Source organism: Microbacterium oxydans, assembly GCF_006540085.1.
Taxonomy (GTDB): domain Bacteria; phylum Actinomycetota; class Actinomycetes; order Actinomycetales; family Microbacteriaceae; genus Microbacterium; species Microbacterium oxydans.
Genome location: NZ_BJOG01000009.1, coordinates 45,859 through 61,200, shown reverse-complemented (window position 1 = coordinate 61,200; position 15,342 = coordinate 45,859). Strand labels below are relative to the sequence as shown.

15 protein-coding genes are annotated in these 15,342 nt (G+C 68.0%); 10 read left to right on the top strand and 5 right to left on the bottom strand.

The genetic code is table 11. From position 1 onward, the window contains the following. The first annotated feature begins 74 nt into the window (after positions 1-74). The 5 genes from MOX01_RS16895 to MOX01_RS16875 all read left to right on the top strand — a co-directional run bounded on the left by MOX01_RS16895 (position 75) and on the right by MOX01_RS16875 (position 5,148). Positions 75-701, top strand: coding sequence for a PadR family transcriptional regulator (locus MOX01_RS16895; protein ID WP_046746836.1), 627 nt, complete (start codon positions 75-77; stop codon positions 699-701). After that, positions 698-2,269: an MFS transporter gene (locus tag MOX01_RS16890; RefSeq protein WP_141370679.1), complete on the top strand. Its 1,572-nt coding sequence runs from the start codon at positions 698-700 to the stop codon at positions 2,267-2,269. Before MOX01_RS16895 ends, MOX01_RS16890 begins: the two co-directional genes overlap by 4 nt. Before the next feature lie 66 nt (positions 2,270-2,335). Then, the gene (locus MOX01_RS16885) at positions 2,336-2,890 is read left to right on the top strand and encodes a GNAT family N-acetyltransferase (protein WP_141370677.1); all 555 of its coding nucleotides are present in this window, start codon (positions 2,336-2,338) and stop codon (positions 2,888-2,890) included. A 54-nt stretch (positions 2,891-2,944) separates the two neighbouring features. Further along, positions 2,945-4,423 (top strand): amino acid ABC transporter substrate-binding protein/permease, encoded by a 1,479-nt coding sequence (locus MOX01_RS16880; protein ID WP_058631626.1) that lies wholly within the window; start codon positions 2,945-2,947, stop codon positions 4,421-4,423. Then, positions 4,420-5,148, top strand: a complete 729-nt coding sequence (locus tag MOX01_RS16875) for an amino acid ABC transporter ATP-binding protein (protein ID WP_058631627.1) — start codon at positions 4,420-4,422, stop codon at positions 5,146-5,148. Before MOX01_RS16880 ends, MOX01_RS16875 begins: the two co-directional genes overlap by 4 nt. Positions 5,149-5,226: 78 nt before the next feature. Here the strand turns inward: MOX01_RS16875 and MOX01_RS16870 are convergent, their stop codons facing one another. The 4 genes from MOX01_RS16870 to MOX01_RS16855 form a co-directional block, all read right to left on the bottom strand. Then, entirely contained in the window at positions 5,227-6,528 is a 1,302-nt protein-coding gene (locus tag MOX01_RS16870) for an MFS transporter (RefSeq protein ID WP_058631628.1), read from the bottom strand. Further along, on the bottom strand, positions 6,525-7,004 hold the full coding sequence (locus tag MOX01_RS16865; RefSeq protein ID WP_141370675.1) for a winged helix-turn-helix transcriptional regulator: 480 nt from the start codon (positions 7,002-7,004) through the stop codon (positions 6,525-6,527). The genes MOX01_RS16870 and MOX01_RS16865 overlap by 4 nt, the downstream gene beginning before the upstream one ends. Positions 7,005-7,267: 263 nt before the next feature. Beyond that, positions 7,268-8,545 carry a phosphoribosylamine--glycine ligase gene (purD, locus tag MOX01_RS16860; protein ID WP_046746842.1) on the bottom strand — a complete coding sequence of 426 codons (1,278 nt, stop codon included), beginning with the start codon at positions 8,543-8,545 and terminating at the stop codon, positions 7,268-7,270. Positions 8,546-8,613: 68 nt separating this feature from the next. Next, on the bottom strand, positions 8,614-9,288 hold the full coding sequence (locus tag MOX01_RS16855) for an NUDIX hydrolase (protein ID WP_141370673.1): 675 nt from the start codon (positions 9,286-9,288) through the stop codon (positions 8,614-8,616). A 50-nt stretch (positions 9,289-9,338) separates the two neighbouring features. Here MOX01_RS16855 and MOX01_RS16850 point away from each other — a divergent pair, with 50 nt between their 5' ends. After that, positions 9,339-9,707 carry a sterol carrier family protein gene (locus MOX01_RS16850; protein ID WP_141370671.1) on the top strand — a complete coding sequence of 123 codons (369 nt, stop codon included), beginning with the start codon at positions 9,339-9,341 and terminating at the stop codon, positions 9,705-9,707. Between the two features lie 84 nt (positions 9,708-9,791). On the opposite strand, the gene MOX01_RS16845 is transcribed toward MOX01_RS16850, so the two are convergent. Then, positions 9,792-10,610 (bottom strand): BtpA/SgcQ family protein, encoded by an 819-nt coding sequence (locus MOX01_RS16845; RefSeq protein WP_113680446.1) that lies wholly within the window; start codon positions 10,608-10,610, stop codon positions 9,792-9,794. 125 nt (positions 10,611-10,735) lie between these two features. Here MOX01_RS16845 and MOX01_RS16840 point away from each other — a divergent pair, with 125 nt between their 5' ends. The 4 genes from MOX01_RS16840 (at position 10,736) to MOX01_RS16825 (ending at position 15,341) form a co-directional block, all read left to right on the top strand. Next, entirely contained in the window at positions 10,736-11,509 is a 774-nt protein-coding gene (locus MOX01_RS16840) for a DeoR/GlpR family DNA-binding transcription regulator (RefSeq protein ID WP_028503122.1), read from the top strand. Positions 11,510-11,681: 172 nt separating this feature from the next. Further along, positions 11,682-12,716, top strand: coding sequence for an autoinducer 2 ABC transporter substrate-binding protein (locus MOX01_RS16835; RefSeq protein WP_141370669.1), 1,035 nt, complete (start codon positions 11,682-11,684; stop codon positions 12,714-12,716). Between the two features lie 64 nt (positions 12,717-12,780). Then, positions 12,781-14,316: a sugar ABC transporter ATP-binding protein gene (locus MOX01_RS16830; protein ID WP_141370667.1), complete on the top strand. Its 1,536-nt coding sequence runs from the start codon at positions 12,781-12,783 to the stop codon at positions 14,314-14,316. Further along, positions 14,313-15,341, top strand: a complete 1,029-nt coding sequence (locus tag MOX01_RS16825; protein ID WP_230977977.1) for an ABC transporter permease — start codon at positions 14,313-14,315, stop codon at positions 15,339-15,341. Before MOX01_RS16830 ends, MOX01_RS16825 begins: the two co-directional genes overlap by 4 nt. Position 15,342 lies beyond the last annotated feature (1 nt).

The following is a 15,342-nucleotide window of genomic DNA, read 5'->3' as shown; positions in this document are numbered from 1 at the left end:
GTGAGAAGTTCGACCCCGTCTGTTCAAGGGGCGGAAACAGGCGTATAGTCCACATGGACTATTTGAGGTGGGACATGAAGAAGGATGCGGTCGACCGGCTCACTCCCATGGGGGTGATGGTGCTCGCGCTGCTGCGCGAAGGCGACATGCACCCCTATGAGATGGTGCGTCTCATGCGGGCGCGCCATGATGATCGCCTGCTCACGATCACCAACGGGACGCTGTACCACACGGTGTCCCGGCTGCACCGCGCCGGCCTGATCGACGAACTCGGCATCGACCGCGAGGGAAATCGGCCCGAGCGGACGACCTACTCCTTGACGGAGACCGGACGTGAGGCCGTCGTGACGTGGGTGCAGCGTGAGCTGCCCCGCATCGATCACCCGGCCGACTTCCGCATCGCGCTCGCCGAGGCGCACAACCTCGAGCGCCCGGAGGTCATGGACCTCCTGCGCGCGAGGCGCGTCGCGCTCGTCGAGGATCACGCTCGCCACCGCGACGGGCTCGGCAACGCGAGGGAGAAGCACGTGCCCGAGCAGGTGCTGGTCGAGATCGAGCGTCAGGAAGCTCTGCTGGCGGCCGAGCTCCGCTGGCTCGACTCCCTCCTCGATCGTCTCGAAGCCCGTGTCCTGCCGTGGGGTCCCACGGCATTCCAGAACTCAGACCGCTACCGCGCTCAGCGAAAGGCTGCACAGCAATGACAGATATCCCTCGCGACGGAGACCGCCCGCCGGTCTCCGCGCCCTCCACCTCCGGTCCGTCGACCGGTACCTACTCGGTCGGGCACAAGCCCGCGAGCCCCTGGCCCGCCCTCTGGGCGCTGGTCATCGGGTTCTTCATGATCCTGGTCGACACCACGATCGTCTCGGTCGCGAACCCGGCGATCAAGGCCGCCCTCGACCCCAACACGAACAACCTCGACAACGTCGTGTGGGTCACGAGCGCCTACCTGCTCGCGTATGCGGTGCCGCTGTTGATCACCGGGCGCCTGGGTGACCGCTTCGGCCCGAAGAACATCTACCTCATCGGCCTCGCGGTGTTCACCCTCGCCTCGCTGTGGTGCGGGCTGTCCGATTCGCTCGAGATGCTCATCGCCGCACGTGCCGTGCAGGGTCTCGGCGCCGCTTTCATGACCCCGCAGACCATGGCCGTGATCACCCGCACCTTCCCGCCCGAACGTCGAGGCGCGGCGATGGGCCTGTGGGGTGCGACCGCCGGTGTCGCCACGCTCGTCGGTCCGCTCGTGGGTGGTCTGCTCGTGGACGGCTTCGGCTGGGAGTGGATCTTCTTCGTGAACATCCCGGTCGGCATCGTCGCCTTCGTGCTCGCTTGGCGCCTGGTCCCGAAGCTGGCCACGCACCCGCACCGCTTCGACATCGTGGGTGTGGTGCTCAGCGCCGTGGCGCTGTTCCTCATCGTGTTCGGACTCCAGGAAGGCGAGAAATTCGACTGGGGCGTGATCTGGGGCCCGATCTCGGTGTGGAGCCTGATCATCGCCGGACTCGTCGTGCTCGGGTTGTTCATCCTCCAGCAGGCGAAGACACGCAGTGAACCTCTCGTTCCGCTCGAACTGTTCCGCGACCGCAACTTCTCCGGAGCGAACGTGGCCATCGCCGCCGTGGGCTTCACGGTGACGAGCATGTCGCTGCCGATGATGTTCTTCCTGCAGACCGCGCGGGGGCTCACCCCGACGGAGGCGGCGCTGCTCCTCATCCCGATGGCGGTGCTGTCGGGAGTGCTCGCTCCGGTCGCGGGCAAGATCCTCGACCGCGTGGACCCGCGCATCATCCTCATCCCCGGGCTGCTCTGCGTCGCCGCCGCACTGATCTGGTACTCCGCTCTGATCAACATGGACACCCCGATCTGGATGTTCCTGCTGCCCTCGGCGCTGATGGGTATCGGCAACGCCGGCATGTGGGGTCCACTCGCCACCACCGCGACGCGCAAGCTGCCCCCGCGCCAGGCGGGTGCAGGTGCCGGCATCTACAACACCACCAGGACCATCGGATCGGTGATCGGGTCGGCCTCCATCGCCGCGTTCATGCAGTCCCGTCTCGAAGCGAACCTTCCGGGGCTCGCTGACGCACCGGCGGGCATCTCCACCGGGGGTGCACTGCCGCCGCAGGTGGCGGACGGGTTCGCTGCGGGAATGTCGCAGGCGATCCTGCTGCCGGCGTGCGTCATGGCGGTCGCGCTCATCGCCTCGCTGTTCCTCGGTCGTTACGACAAGACGGAGCCGGCAGCGCCCGGATCCGCGCGCACCGAGTAGTCGAACCAGGGGAGGGGCCGTGTCCGTCGGTTTGCGGATGCCGCCCCTTTCTGGTGTCATCGGGCGATGACGATCGCACTCTCTCGACCGAACATCGACCTCTTCGACTCCTGGGCCGCCGCAGTGGCCGAGTTCGAGGGTGGACACGTCGACGGGGGCGGTCTCGAGAAGGGCTTCGTGCCGGACCGGGCCGCTTTCGAGGCGTTCGTCGAGCGTGCAGAGCTCTACGCCACACCTGGCGCGGTGCTCCCGGAGGGGCACGTGCCCTGCGACTACTACTGGATCACCGAGGGCGATCAGGTGGTCGGCTTCCTCTCCTTCCGCCGAGAGCTCAACGACTACCTGCGTCGCTTCGGCGGCCACATCGGTTATTCGGTGATCCCTTCCCGTCGCCGCGAAGGGATCGTTCGCGAGGCGATGCGGCAGGTGCTCCGCGAGGCGAAGGCGGAGGGCTACGAACGGGTCATGCTCACCTGTGACGACGACAACGTCGGGTCCATCCGCACCATCGAGGGAGCCGGTGGCGAGCTCGAAGACGTGATCGAGGCACCGCAGGCGGGGCAGCCTCTCGTCCGCCGGTATTGGATCGACGTTTCGGGCACCCGACTCGCCGCGAGCTAGGGTAGTTCCTCGGCGGTCGTCCGGTCGCTGCTGTCGACCCGAGGAGCACACGTCGTGATCCGAAATCCATCCACCGCGGCTGGCCGTCTGCGCCGATCGGTGCGCACCGCCGGCGCAGCCGCACTCGTCGCCTTCGTCGGCGTCGGGGCGCTCCTCGCCGGTGCCGCCCCCGCCGCCGCAGCGAACGACGGCGACAAGTACGTCATCGGCACCGACACGACGTTCGCGCCGTTCGAGTTCACGAATGCCGACGGTGACCTCGTCGGCATCGACATGGACCTGCTCCGCGCGATCGCGAAGGACCAGGGGTTCGAGGTCGAGATCCGCCAGCTCGGATTCGACGCCGCCGTCCAGGCGCTGCAGTCGAACCAGGTCGATGCGGTCATGGCCGGCATGTCGATCACCGAGGAGCGGCAGAAGACGTTCGACTTCAGCGAGCCCTACTTCACCAGCGGCATCCAGCTCGGCGTGCTCGAGTCGAGCGACATCACGTCGCTCGACGACCTCGACGGCAAGGCCGTCGCGGTCAAGACCGGTACGCAGGGGCAGACCTTCGCCGACGAGAACAAGGACGAGTACGGGTTCAAGGTCACCCCGTACCAGGACACGACCGACATGGTCGACGCGGTGAAGGCCGGCCAGGCGGTCGGCTACTTCGAGGACTTCCCGGTGCTGGCATACGGCATCCAGCAGGGCTCCGGCTTCCGCCTCGTGGGTCAGCCCGAGCTCGGCGGCGAGTACGGATTCGCGGTCAACAAGGGGCAGAAGCCCGAGCTGATCGAGATGTTCAACGCCGGGCTCGCGAACCTCAAGGCTTCAGGGGAGTACGACAAGATCGTCGACACCTATCTGTCGGGTGGCGAGGAGTCCACGCAGCCGACCGACATCTTCTCCGTCGCGGTGAAGTACTGGCCGGCTCTCATGGAGGGCCTGTGGCTCACGATCCTCGCGACGATCGTCGCCATCGTGGCCGCGTTCATCCTGGGGCTCATCTTCGGCTTCGGACGGGTCTCGAAGTTCGCGCCGTTCCGCTGGGTCGCGACCGCCTACGTGTACGTCTTCCGCGGCACTCCGATCCTCATCCAGGCCTTCTTCGTGTTCTTCGCGATCCCGCAGCTGTTCCCCGGCCTCACCTTCAACCCGTTCGTCGCCGGAGCGATCACGCTCTCGCTCAACACGGGTGCCTACATGACCGAGATCATCCGCGGTGGCATCCAGGCGGTCGACCCCGGCCAGAACGAGGCCTCGCGTTCGCTGGGTCTGAGCCACTGGAAGACCATGCAGAAGGTCGTGCTCCCGCAGGCGTTCCGCATCATGGTGCCCTCGTTCGTCAACCAGGGCATCATCACCCTCAAGGACACGTCGCTGATCAGCGTCATCGGCCTCGCCGAGCTGACGTTCGTCTCCCGCCAGATCATCGCCTCGACGTATCTGTCGGCGCAGGTGCTGACGATCGTCGCCATCATCTACTTCGTCGTGATCACGCTGCTGACGCTGCTCGCGAACCGCCTGGAGAGGACGTTCAACGCATGAGCAAGATCCTGGTGCAGGACCTGCACAAGTCGTTCGGTGACAACGAGGTGCTCAAGGGCATCGATCTGGCCGTGGAGGATGGCGAGGTCGTCGCGGTCATCGGCCCGTCCGGCTCGGGGAAGTCCACGCTGCTGCGCTGCCTGAACAAGCTCGAGGAGCCCACGTCGGGGCACGTCATCATCGATGGCGTCGACCTGACGGACAAGAGCGTGAAGCTCGATGAGGTGCGCCAGCGCATCGGCATGGTGTTCCAGCACTTCAACCTCTTCCCGCACATGACCGTGCTCGAGAACATCACTCTCGCCCCGGTCGAGTGCGGCAAGCTGACCAAGGCCGAGGCGAAGGAGCGGGCGCTCTCGCTCCTCGAGCGTGTCGGCCTGTCGGAGAAGGCGGGCGCGAAGCCGGCATCCCTCTCCGGCGGTCAGAAGCAGCGCGTGGCGATCGCCCGTGCGCTGGCGATGGACCCCGAGATCATGCTGTTCGACGAGGCGACGAGCGCGCTCGACCCGGAGATGGTCGGCGAGGTGCTCCAGGTCATCCGCGACCTCGCCTCCGGCGGCATGACCATGGTGCTGGTGACGCACGAGATGGGCTTCGCGCGTGAGGTCTCCGGCCGCACGGTCTTCATGGACGGCGGCGTCGTGGTGGAGGAGGCCCCGCCCGCCGAGCTGTTCGGCGCCCCCAAGAACGAGCGTCTGAAGGACTTCCTCTCCAAGGTGCTCTGACGCCCTTCCTCGTCACCAATCGCGCAAATGGTTGCATTCCGCCCCGGGATGCAACCATTTGCGCGATAGGAACGAGGGTCAGGGTGCGGGATGCCTGCGGATGGTCGCGCTGACCAGGGCGGCGACCGCGCAGAGACCCGCGGCGGCGAACCACGCGACCGTGTACTGGCCGGTGTGGTCGCGCACGACACCGGCGAGGATCGAGGCGATGCCGGCGCCGATCTGATGCGCCGCGAACACCCAGCCGAACACGAGCGGACCCTTGTCGCCGAAGACCTCACGGCACAGCGCGATGGTCGGCGGCACGGTCGCGACCCAGTCGAGCCCGTAGATGACGATGAACACGACGATGCTCGGCTGCACCTCCGCCGAGAGCAGGCTCGGCAGGAAGAGCAGGCTCACCCCGCGCAGCGCGTAATACGCGGCCAGGAGGATGCGTGGATTCACGCGGTCGGTGAGCCAGCCGGAGAACACGGTGCCGACGATGTCGAAGACGCCCACGACCGCGAGAAGGCCGGCCGCGGTGGTCGTCGCCATGCCATGGTCGTGGGCGCTCGGGATGAAATGCGTGCCGATCAGTCCGTTGGTCGTCGCTCCGCAGATCGCGAAGCCGATCGCCAGCGCCCAGAAGGTCTTGGTGCGCGCGGCTTCTCTCAGCGTCGAGAGGGCGAGCTTCGCTGCGCCCCAGGCAGAGCCGCGACGGACGGGTGCAGGGGCGGGCGCGAGTGAGGTCTCGCCGTAGCGGGCGACGCCGAGGTCGCTCGGCCTGTTGCGCAGGAAGATCCAGACCAGGGGCACGACGGCGAGAGCTCCGCCCGCGATGATGAGTGACGCTCCGCGCCAACCGACGTCCTCGGCAGCGGCCGCGATCACGGGGAGGAAGATGAGCTGACCCGTCGCGCTGCCTGCGGTCAGAACGCCCGAGACGAGTCCGCGCCGGGTGGCGAACCAGGTGTCGGTGATGGTCGCCGCGAACACGAGCGCCATCGAGCCCGTGCCGAGTCCGATCAGCACGCCCCAGGTCAGGATGAGCTGGCCGGGGGTCGCCACGAACACGCTCAGCGCTGAGCCCGCCCCGATCACGAAGAGAGCGACGACCGTGACCGCGCGGATCCCGAACCGCTGCATGAGGGCTGCTGCGAACGGGGCGATGAGTCCGTAGAGCAGCAGATTGATGGAGACGGCGAGCGACAACTCCGCCGTGGTCCATCCGAACTCCTCCTCGAGTGGCACCATGAGCACGCCGGGAGCTGCGCGGAAACCGGCGGCGCCGATCAGGGCGATGAGAGCCACGAGGGCCACAGTCCACGCGGGGTGGAATCGACGCTGCCGAGTGCCGAGGGGTTCCTCGATCGGCCCGTCGAGCGATTCGGCGGTCATGCTGCGCGTCCGGTGAGAAGGGCGAACGGCTCCCCGCCCATGCTGCGTCGCGCCCAGTGGGTGCTGTCGACGTCGAGGGGTGCCGCGCACGTGACGCACCAATCGACCGAATCCGAGATCTCGCCGCATCGACCGCAGCTCACCGTCAGACCCCAGGGGCCATCGGGGTCGGTCACGCGGGAGAACCGTGCGTAGGCGTGCAGGATCGGGAGTGTCTGATGCCCCGCGATCGTCACGCGGTAACCGCTGCGCGCATCGGCGGGGTCTTCGCGCTCGACGAGTCCTGCCTCGCTCATCGCTGTGAGTCGCCGGGACAGCACGGAGTCGGCCGCGCCGGTGGCTTCGCGCAGCTGGTCGAACCGGGTGCGTCCGGAGAAGAGCTCACGCAGGATGAGCAGCACCCAGGGGTCGGCGAGGATGTCGGCGGAGCGCGCGATGGGGCAGGTCGCAGACGACCAGTCGGAGCGGACCGGCATGCGATAACTTTCTTGAAGAAAGCGTCGAGTGTCAATCGCGTTCACACACGTTGGCAGTCATCCGCCCCGTATTCGGCGGATTTCATGCCCTACGCCGCGAACTTCTCCGGCTCCCCGAGCCCGCCGACTGCCCGTGCACTCGCCGAGCGCACGGGCAGTCGGCGTGGGGAAGCCGTGCGTTCGTGAAGAAGCCGTGCGCTCCGCGGCACGGCAAGCGCGACGACGCGACGACGCGGCGGGCGTGACGACGCGGGCGGCGCCGGTTACTCGGCGACGCGGGCGGCGATGTCGGTGCGGTAGTGGGAGCCGTCGAGGCGGATACGGGCGATCGCGTCGTAGGCGCGGTCCCGCGCGGTGCGGAAGTCGGAGGCGACAGCCACCACGTTCAGCACCCGACCGCCCGTGGCGATGAGCGATCCGCCCGGGGCATCGGGGCTCGCAGTGGCGGCGTGCACGATCCGGACGCCCTCGACGGCTGCGGCGTCGGCCAGGCCCTCGATCGGGCGGCCGGTCTGCGGCGACTCGGGATATCCCTCGCTGGCCAGCACGACCGTGATCGCGACGTCGTCGCTGAACACGGGCTCCGGCTGATCCTCGAGGGTGCCGGATGCCGCGGCGAACAGCAGTTCCGACAGCGGGGTGACCAGGCGCGGAAGCACGATCTGCGTCTCGGGGTCTCCGAAGCGGGCGTTGAACTCGATCACGCGTACGCCGGCGGGGGTGAGGATCAGCCCCGCGTAGAGGAGTCCGATGAACGGGGTGCCCTCCGCGTCGAGCTGCCGCACGACGGGAAGTGCCACGTCGCGGGTGACCTCTTCGACGAAGGCCCGCTCGCTGCCGAACTGCTCGTCGAGCCACGGGAGCGGCGAGTAGGCGCCCATGCCTCCCGTGTTGGGCCCTTCGTCGCCGTCGAGCGCACGCTTGAAGTCCTGTGCGGGGCTGAGTGCGCGCACGGTGTCGCCGTCGCTCAGGAAGAACAGGGAGACCTCGGGGCCGGAGAGGAATTCCTCGATCAGCACGGGGCCTGCGGGAAGATACTGCTCGGCGTGTGCGAGGGCGTGCGCGCGGTCGGACGTGACGATGACGCCCTTGCCCGCAGCGAGTCCATCGGCCTTGACCACGTAGGGGGCGCCGAGGTCGTCGAACGCCGACTCGACATCGGCCGTGGTGGCGGCGCGGACAGCGCGGCCGGTGGGGACGCCGGCGGCATCCATCACGCGCTTCGCGAACGACTTCGAGCCCTCCAGCTGGGCGGCGGCCTTCCCCGGTCCGAACACCGGGATTCCGCGGACACGCAGTGCATCGGCGACCCCGGCGACGAGCGGGGCCTCAGGACCGACGACGACCAGATCGATCGCGTGCTCATGGGCGAAGGCGGTGACCGCTCCACCATCGAGCGGATCGACCGAGACCGGGGTGGCATCCTGAGCGATGCCGGCGTTGCCCGGCGCGACGAAGATCTCGTGCTCCGTCTGCTCTGCCCGCAGGGCGAGGATGATCGCGTGCTCACGGGCACCGGAACCGAGGACGAGAATCTTCACCCGTCCAGACTACCGAGGGTCGTGGACCGGGTTTCGGCGGTCTGTGGCGTGCGGCCCTCTGGCGACGTTCAGAGCTCTACGGGGCGCTCTACCGTGGAGTCCCACGGCACGGTCCAGCCGGCCGCGTCGAAGAGCGCGTCGAGCACCATCGCGGTGAAGCCCCAGACGATCGTGCCGTCGACATCGAACGCCGGGCCGCGGAAGGTGTGGCCCATGCGGGTGATCGTCGAGGTGAACCTGGTCTCCGGATCGAGCAACTGCGCGACAGGGACTCGGAACACCTCGACCGTCTCCGCATGATCGACCGCCACGACCCGGGACGGCGACTGCCACCACGCCAGCACGGGGGTCACGAGATGGTTGCTCGCGGCGAGCGGGATCTCGGGCAGGGTGGCCAGGATCTCGACACCGGCCGGGTCCAGTCCGGTCTCCTCTTCCGCCTCGCGCAGGGCCGTGGCGACGACGTCGGCATCTTCCGGTTCCACCCTCCCGCCGGGGAAGGAGACCTGTCCGGGGTGCGACGAGAGCGTGGGGGCGCGCCGCTGCAGCAGCACGTCGAGGTCTCGGGCGACGGCCGCGACGATCGTGGAGGCCGGGACGCTGTCGAGCACACCGAACAGGATGAGGACAGCCGCGTCGTGGGCGCTCTGCGGGTCGGCCAGCGGGGGAATGCGCACGCCCCACGAGTGGTCGGCGACCGCCGCGAGCAGCTCGGCGCGGGCGCCCTGGGGATGCATGCTCATGCGTTCGAGCATAGGACTCGGCGCGCCGCGGCCGGTCGTAGTCTGGAGCAATGGCCAAGAAGATCGACATCGTGGACGGACGCGCGGCGCTCGACGCTGTCCGCACCGCGGAGGCCTCCGGTGCGAAGCCGCAGCGCACCGACCTCGCCACGTCCGTGCGCTACCTGCTGCAGCTCCTCGACGAGAAGGCGCCGGGCAACAGCGTCGAGGTGCGCGTCCCACCCTTCGGTGCGGTACAGGTCATCCAGGGGCCCCGGCACACGCGAGGTACACCGCCGAACGTGGTCGAGATGGATGCGGCGACGTGGATCGCCGTCTCCACCGGCACGGAGGCCTGGGCGGATGCAGCGGCATCCGGTCGTATCCACGCCTCCGGCACGCGCGCCGATCTGAGTGATGTCCTGCCGGTGCGACCGTGATCGGGGCCCTCGGCCCGAGACGCACGGAGCCGCCCCGCGACCACCAGGATCGGGAGCGGCTCTGCGCGTAGCGGGAGCTCGCGGTCAGACGAGCTGCGAGCGGAACGCCTTCGCGGCACCCATGAGCTCTTCCACCCGTGCGCGGTCGGCGCGGTTCTCGAACTTGCCGTCCTGCTTGAAGTAGGTGCCGACGACCGCGCCGTCGGCCACCGACAGCTGGTCGGCGACGTTGGAGGCCCGCACGCCGGTGTTGACGAACACCGGCACATCTCCGGCGTTCTCCTTCACGATGGCCAACGACTGCGTGTCGGTGGGGGCGCCGGCGGTGAGTCCGGAGACGCAGAGGGCATCGGGGTTGGTCGCGAACACCGTGGAGCGGGCGATCGCGCCGAGGTCGCGCTCGGCGAGGTAGGCGGCCGACTCCGGCACGATGTTGAAGAGCAGCTTCACGTTCGCCGCACCGATGCGGTGCCGGTGACGGGCCACCTCGCCGACGTTCGTGTTCCACAGCCCGAAGTCGCTGGCGTAGACGCCCGTGAAGATCTCGCGGACGAATGCGGCGTCAGTGGCGGTGGCGAGGTCGATGGAGGCACGGCCGTCCCACAGCACGTTCACGCCGTACGGCACGGCGAGTTCGCCCTGCAGTTCGCCGATGATGCGGGCCATAGTGATCGCGGTGATCGGCTCGGTCTTCGTCAGGTACGGGAGGCTGAACTCGTTCGAGATGAGCACGGCGTCCACTCCACCGCTCAGCAGCGCGTCGAGTTCGCCCTTGGCGCGGTTCACGATCGCGGCCACTCCGGCAGCGGTGTCGTAGCCGGGGTCGCCGGGGAGCGGGGCCAGGTGCAGCATCGCCACGATCGGCTTCTGCGTGCCGAACACCTCGGGGAGCCAGTTGGGCATGTCTTTCCTCGTTTCTTCGGAATGGATCACAAGCACTGTGAAAGATTAACGATGAGCAAAGCACAAGTTACTCATTCACACAAGCGGGTCGCCTAAGGTTGGATCTGCCACACGAGGAGGTAGGGATGGAAGCCCACGAGCGCCGCGCGCTGATCGAACAGCGGGTCCTCTCTGACGGCGAGGCCGAGTTCAAGGCCCTCGCCCTGGAGTTCGACGTCTCCGAGATGACCATCAGGCGCGACCTGGAACTCCTCGAGGAGCGCGGCAGCGTACGTCGGGTGACGGGTGGTGTGATCGCAGCCCACGGGACCGCCGTGGAGCCGGGATTCAACTCCCGGGCGCTGATGGGAGCGCGCGAGAAGATCAACATCGCCGCAGCGGCCGTCGCCCACCTCAACCACGGCGAGACCGTCGTGCTCGACAGCGGCAGTACCGCCCTCGCGGTGGCCCGCGCGATCGTCGGCAAGGGCCTCGGACTCACCGTCGTCACGCCCAGCATCCTCGTCGCCCTCGAGCTCCACGACGAGCCCAACACCACGATCCTCGTCACGGGTGGGCGCGTGCGCCCCGGCGAGCTCAGCCTGGTCGGGGCCGAGTCGATCGAGGCGTTCAAGCGCTACAACTGCGACGTGTACGTGATGGGCGTCTCGGGTGTCGACGGCAAGCGCGGCCTCTCGGACTACAGCAATGAAGAGGGTGCTGTGAAGCGCGCGGCGATCGATGCGTGCGACCGGGTCATCGTCGTCGCCGACGCATCGAAACTCGGTCGGGTGCACCTGACGAATGTCGCAGGTCCAGGCGAGATCGATCTGCTGGTGACCGACGGCGCGGTGGATCATCCCGCGCTTGTCGGCCTGCGGGCTGCCGGCGTGCAGATCGAGGCCGTCGCCGCGCTCTAGCCGCGTCGCTCCTTCGGCCTCCCCGTTGCGCAACGGTTGCGCAACGGGTGTGAGATTTCGCATTGACAAGCGGCAGGATCACGTTTTACTGTTCCACAGCGATGAGATTTCTTCCCATTCCTCCCTGGGGGTGGTGGAAACTAACACTGGCTCACACACGAAGGAGTGGAACATGCGTAAGACGAAGTTGCTTGCAGGTGTCGGATTCGGTGCCGTGGCGATGCTCGCCCTCGCCGGCTGCGGTCAGGTCGGCGGCACCACCGGTGGTGGCGAGACCGGCGGGAGCGCCGAAGACGGCGCGATGGTCACGGTGGTCAAGATCTCGGGCGTCGGCTGGTTCGACCGCATGGAGGTCGGCGTGAAGGAGTTCGCCGAGGAGACGGGGCTCGACGCCCGCCAGGAGGGCGCGGATGACGCCAGCCCCGAGAAGCAGATCCAGATCATCCAGGACCTGATCGCCCAGTCGCCCGCCGCGATCACCGTCGTCCCCAACTCGCCCGAGGCGCTGGAGTCGGTGCTCAAGCAGGCCAGGGACCAGGGGATCATCGTGGTCGCCCATGAGGCGGCCGGTATCAAGAACGCCGACGTCGACATCGAGGCCTTCGACAACCGGGCCTACGGCGCGAAGATCATGGACAACCTCGCCGAGTGCATGGGCGATTCCGGTCAGTACGTCTCGTTCGTCGGCGGCCTCACCGCCAAGACCCACATGGACTGGGTCGGCGGCGCCTATGACCAGCAGCAGGCCGAGTACCCCGACCTGACCCGCGTCGAGGAGCCCGTCGAGAGCAAGGAAGACGAGAACGTCGCCTACCAGCGCGCGAAGGAGCTGCTCGCGAAGTACCCCGACATCAAGGGCTTCCAGGGCTCGGCTGGCACCGACGTCGCCGGTATCGCCCGCGCGGTGCAGGAGGCGGGCCTGGAGGATCAGGTCTGCGTGATGGGCACCAGCATCCCGTCGGTGGCGAAGAAGTACATCGTCGACGGCTCGATCGACAAGATCTTCTTCTGGGACCCGGCGATGGCCGGCAAGGCGCAGCTCAAGATCGCGCAGCTGCTCGTCGACGGAGAGAAGATCACAGACGGCACCGACCTCGGCATCGAGGGCTACAACTCCCTGAAGAAGCTCGACGGCTTCGACAACGTGTACGTGGGTGACGCCGCGGTCATCGTCGACAAGGACAACGTCGACGACTACGACTTCTGATCCCGACGTCCACCACCACTCAGGGCGGGGCCGCCAACGCGCGGCCCCGCCTCGGAGGAAGAACATGAACGAAGAACAGGCGCAGCCGGCATCCGAGGCCGGGCTCGCTCCCGATGCCGGACCCGTTCTCGAGGTCAGAGGCGTGCGGAAGGTGTTCGGCGGGGTCGTCGCGCTCGACGACGTCGGCATCACCCTCTACCCCGGGCGGGTGCACTGTCTGGCCGGCGAGAACGGGTGCGGCAAGTCCACGCTCATCAAGATCATCAGCGGGGTCGAGAAGCCGGAGGCCGGCGAGATCCTGCTCGACGGCGAACCGCTCACCCTCTCGCCGACCCAGGCCCTGCGAGCCGGTATCCAGGTCATCTACCAGGACTTCTCGCTCTTCCCCAACTTGACCGTGGCGGAGAACATCGTGCTCCCGGCCGCGATCGCCGCGCGACGCAAGCTCTACAGCGCGAAGAACCGCCGTCCCGAGGCGCAGCGCATCGTGGAGGAGCTGGGACTCACCCTCGACCTCGACGCCGACGTCGAACGGCTCTCGGTCGCCGACCGACAGCTCACGGCGATCTGCCGGGCGCTCGTGCAGGACGCGCGGGTCATCTTCATGGACGAGCCGACCACCGCTCTCACGCACTCCGAGGTCGAGCGGCTCTTCGCCCTCGTGCGGCGGCTGCAGCAGCGCGGCGTCGCCCTGGTGTTCGTCAGCCACAAGCTCGACGAGGTGCTGCGGGTGTCGCAGGACATCACGGTGCTGCGCTCCGGGCGCCTGGTCGCGAACGGCCCGGCCGACGAGTTCGACGTCGCCTCCCTCACCCACGCGATGACGGGCCGCGCCGTCGACGACTCGCGCGTCGTGGTCGAGGTCGATGACGACGCCGAGCCGCTGCTGCGCGTCGAGCACCTCGATCTTCCCGGTGCCTTCACCGATGTCTCCTTCGACCTGCAGCCGGGCGAGATCCTCGGCCTCACCGGTCTGCTCGGCTCGGGTCGTGGCGAGATCGCCGATGCGTTGTTCGGCCTGTTGACCCCCCAGTCGGGAACCGTCACCGTCGGCGGCCGCGCCGTGCGACCCGGCAGCATCCGGGCCTCCGTCGAGGCGGGCATCGGGTACGTTCCGGAGGACCGGCTCACGCAGGGCCTGTTCCTGGACAAGTCGATCTCCGACAACATCATCGCGGGCTCGCTGAGCGAGCACGCTGTCGGCAAGGTGCTGCTGAGTCGCAAGCGCACCGCCGAGACCATCTCCCGTCTCTTCTCGCGCCTGCGCATCAAGGCGCCGAGCGTCGAGGCACCCGTGCGGTCGCTCTCCGGCGGCAACGCGCAGCGGGTCGTGCTGGCGAAGTGGCTCGCGACCAAGCCGCGCGTGCTGATCCTCAACGGACCGACGGTCGGCGTCGACGTGGGCTCGAAGGAGGAGATCCTGCAGATCCTCCGCGAGGCCGCGAGCGACGGGATGGGCGTGATCATGATCTCCGACGACGTTCCCGAGCTCGTCTCGCTCTGCAACCGGGTGCTCGTGGTGCGTCGCGGCGAGATCGTCTCACGACTGGCGGGCGACGACATCGCAGCGCCCCGAATCCAGGAGGTGATGGCCGCGTGAGCGCCACCGACACCCGCATCCGCCTTCCCCGCATCGGACGCATGTCGAACGAGCTCGTGCTCGCGAGCATCATCGTCGTCCTGGTGATCGTGATGTGTGCCGTGAACCCCGCTTTCTTCAGCGTGCACACGCTGTTCTCGATCCTGCGCTCGGCGCTGGTCCCGATGGTGTTCGCGCTCGCGGTGCTCTTCGTGATCATCTCCGGCGGCATCGACGTGTCGTTCGCCGCGATCGGAATCTTCGCCGCATACACGACGGTGTCGCTCGCCCAGGGCGGGGGCTTGGACTTCGGCCTCGTCGGCATCCTCGCCTTCGCGATCGTGATCGGCGGCGCCCTCGGGTTCGTCAACGGCATCGTGATCGCCCGGTTCCGGCTCCCGACCCTGATCGTGACTCTCGCGACACAGGGCATCTTCAAGGGCGTGCTGCTCGCCTACATCGGCTCCAGGTACATCGCCGAGCTGCCCGACGGCATCTCCTGGCTGTCGACCGCGAACCTGATCTCCGTCGAATCGACCCGCGCCTACCTGCCGATGCTGATCGTGCCGGTCGTGCTGCTCGTGTTCGGGGCCGCGCTCCTGCTGCGCCGCACGATGTTCGGCAGGGGCATCTACGCGATGGGTGGTGACCTGGAAGGGGCACGACGTGCCGGATTCCCGGTCGTGCGCCTGCAGATCATGCTCTACGTGCTGGTCGGGGCGGTCGCCGCGATCGGCGGACTCATCCACGTCGTGCTGGGCCGCAGCGCGAACCCGCAGGACCTGGTGGGTACCGAGCTCGACGTGATCGCGGCTGTCGTGCTCGGCGGCGCCTCGATCTTCGGCGGGCGCGGTACCGTCACCGGCACAGTGCTCGGCGTGCTGCTGGTGCAGATCATCAACAACAGTCTCATCCTGATGGGCGTGCCCACGGCCTGGCAGCGCGCCGCCGTCGGGTTCCTGCTGGTGATCGGCGTGGGGATCCAGGCCGTCATGGCCCGCCGCGCCTCTCGCCGGACGTTCGTCCTCGACACGGTGAAGGAATGAC